This is a genomic window from Desulfosarcina sp., from assembly GCF_046496365.1.
Classification (GTDB): Bacteria; Desulfobacterota; Desulfobacteria; order Desulfobacterales; family Desulfosarcinaceae; genus Desulfosarcina.
The window spans coordinates 1-2,744 of record NZ_JAWOHB010000040.1 but is presented as its reverse complement, the minus strand read 5'-3'; the positions used below and the strand labels follow the sequence as shown (position 1 = coordinate 2,744).

Annotated in this window: 3 protein-coding genes and 1 pseudogene; all 4 read left to right on the top strand. The window is 59.6% G+C overall.

Translation table 11 applies throughout. The features are described 5' to 3' along the window. The first annotated feature begins 122 nt into the window (after positions 1–122). Positions 123–665 (top strand): YeeE/YedE thiosulfate transporter family protein, encoded by a 543-nt coding sequence (locus tag R6V78_RS02745; RefSeq protein ID WP_410287794.1) that lies wholly within the window; start codon positions 123–125, stop codon positions 663–665. Next, on the top strand, positions 662–1,261 hold the full coding sequence (locus R6V78_RS02740) for a YeeE/YedE thiosulfate transporter family protein (RefSeq protein ID WP_410287793.1): 600 nt from the start codon (positions 662–664) through the stop codon (positions 1,259–1,261). The genes R6V78_RS02745 and R6V78_RS02740 overlap by 4 nt, the downstream gene beginning before the upstream one ends. Before the next feature lie 45 nt (positions 1,262–1,306). Next, entirely contained in the window at positions 1,307–1,852 is a 546-nt protein-coding gene (locus R6V78_RS02735) for a Spy/CpxP family protein refolding chaperone (RefSeq protein ID WP_410287792.1), read from the top strand. 29 nt (positions 1,853–1,881) lie between these two features. Further along, positions 1,882–2,744, top strand: a pseudogene (locus R6V78_RS02730) (heavy metal translocating P-type ATPase); the annotation flags it as partial.

Below are 2,744 nucleotides of genomic sequence, written 5' to 3'. Positions count from 1 at the left end.
CTCGTCCACAACCGCCGCACTAGAACGTCTGGGAAAGACAAACCGTCAAAGCGGCGCGGCCCCCAAACCCGGAGGCGACCGCGGGGCCAAAAGCGGGTACGTCTCCTGCGGAGGATAAGCCCATGGAACATACGAACAGACAGCCCATCCCCTATTGGAATTGGATCCCGGCCGCCTTTGCCCTGGCGGGCATCGTCGTCTTTATTTTCGCCACCTATGGGCCCCCGGCCTCGTCCAGCGGATTCGTCAGCACCCTCAAAGGCTTTTTCGAATGGGTGGCGCCGGATTACGCGGCGTCCAAGGCCCACTACCAGGCCATTGCCGGCCCCGGCTCGTGGCTTTTCGCCTTTGTACTGGGCATGGCCATCGGCGGCTTTGTCGCCGGACGGACATCCAAAAAAATCCCGGTGCGCGATATGCCGCCGATCTGGCAGAAACGCTTCGGCGGCAGCCGGGCCAAACGATATTCGGCCACTTTTTTCGGCGGATTCCTGATCCTTTTCGGATCGCGGCTGGCCGGCGGCTGCACCCTGGGGTTGTTCATCTCCGGATCGACGCAACTGGCCGTCAGCGGTCTTTATTTCGGCATCGTCATTTTTGCCGTGGCCATGCTCACCGCCCGGCTGATCTTCGGGAAAACAGCCCAAGGGGAGGATATCCAATGACGCAAATTTGGCTGGGACTCTTTTCGGGAATTGCCTTCGGATTCGTCATCCAGCGCATCGGGGCCACCGACGCCCATGGGATGGCCCGATCGCCCCTGATGCTGGACACGGATATCCCCCGGTTCATGGTTCTGACGGTGGCCTTGTCCGCCGTGGGTCTCTTCGGGCTCCAGTCGGTCGGCGTGGGGCGCATCCTGCCCCTGCCCACCAGCATCGTGGCCACGGGACTGGCCGCCGTGATCTTCGGCATCGGGTGGGGGCTGACCGGGTACTGCCCCGGCACCACCTGGGCGGCCGCCGGCGAGGGGCGCATGGACGCCATCTTCGCCCTGCTGGGCGGACTGGCCGGCACGGCCCTTTTCGCCCAGTTGCACGAGACGCTGATTCCCGTTTTATACGACCCCACCAACGTGGGGCAGATCACCTTGACGGATCTGTTCGGCAATTATGCCGCAGCCGTCGCGGTGTTGGCGATCGGTTTCGGCTTGTGTGCCTGGGGCATCGGAAAACTGTGGCGGTCTGGTGAACGGGGCGTTGGCTTGGAACGGGGACCCGATTCGGAAACGTCGTCGCGCAACGCCGTAAATAGCAACTGAACAAAGGACGAAACACGCTTTTGTCCGGATGAAAGGAGATTGATCATGAGGAACATAATATTGAGCTGTCTGGCAATATCGCTTTTGCTGGCTGCCCCCTTGTGGGCGGCTGAAAATCAACCGGCGCAGACCCAAAACCCGTCCTATTCAGGTTCCAGATACGGAACTGAAGGCATGGGGCCGGGAATGATGGGCCCGGGATCGGGGTACCAAGGTCGAGGATCTGGAATGATGAGCCATGATCGCGACATGGGCCGTGGGGTGCGCGGGTATGATCGGGGGATGGGGCCTGACCCGCAAGGCTGGCAGGACATGCCCGTTGAACAGCGCGAGCAATGGCGCGAGATGCGCTCCCGGTTTATGCAGGAGACCTTACCGCTGAGACAGGAGCTGAGCGCCAAACAAATGGAGCTGGAGACGCTCTGGGACCAGAAAAATCCAGATCCCGAGAAGGTAAAAGCGCTGTCGGATCGAATCGCGGAGCTGCGCTCCAATTTGGACCGGAAACACGACGGGTATCTGACCCAATGCCGACAGGAGTTTGGAGACCGCGGCTGGGCGTGTCCGGGCGGCGGCCGATGGGGATATTAAGATTCATTATCTGAGAGAAAGACGAAAGCATGGCGAAAAAGAATACTCACAAACACGGAGGCCATGAAATACACGAAAGCCATCAGGGGATGAATCAGGTTGGGCATAAAGCAAGCAAGGGTTATGACGGCCATCAGGGTGGCGATCACCATGCTCACATGGCGGCGGATTTCCGAAAACGGTTCTGGATCTCACTGGCCCTGACCCTGCCGGTTCTCCTCCTCTCACCGATGCTTCAAACCCTGGTGGGACTGCGAGAGGCGGTTCGTTTTTCCGGCGACATCTATGTCCTTTTCAGTCTTTCTTCCGCAGTCTTTTGGTATGGCGGCTGGCCGTTTCTCAAAGGGCTGTTCGAGGAGTTCACATCGAGGCAGCCCGGCATGATGACCCTGGTTGCCGTCGCCATCACCACCGCCTATCTATACAGCAGCGCTGTCGTGTTCGGCCTCACCGGCAAGATGTTCTTCTGGGAACTGGCCACCCTCGTCGACATCATGCTGCTGGGGCACTGGATCGAGATGAAGTCGGTGATGAGCGCTTCAAAGGCCCTGGAGGAACTGGCCAAACTCATGCCCTCCGACGCTCACAAACTCATGCCCGACGGCAGCGTGAAGGACGTACCGCTGAGCGAGCTGGCATTGGATGATAAGGTCCTGATCAAACCCGGTGAGAAAATTCCGGCCGACGGCATCATCGTAGAGGGCGAGAGTTCGGTCAATGAAGCCATGCTTACCGGGGAATCAACCCCGGTCAGCAAAAAGACCGGCGGCAAGGTCATCGGCGGCGCCATCAACGGCGAAGGCTCGCTCACCATCGAGGTCAAAGGCACCGGCAAGGATTCCTTTTTGTCGCAGGTCATCGATCTCGTCAAACAGGCACAGGAAAGCAAATC

Coding starts and splice junctions, on each gene's coding strand:
- R6V78_RS02745 (WP_410287794.1), top strand. CDS start 123: ATGGAACATACGAACAGACAGCCCATCCCCTATTGGAATTGGATCCCG.
- R6V78_RS02740 (WP_410287793.1), top strand. CDS start 662: ATGACGCAAATTTGGCTGGGACTCTTTTCGGGAATTGCCTTCGGATTC.
- R6V78_RS02735 (WP_410287792.1), top strand. CDS start 1,307: ATGAGGAACATAATATTGAGCTGTCTGGCAATATCGCTTTTGCTGGCT.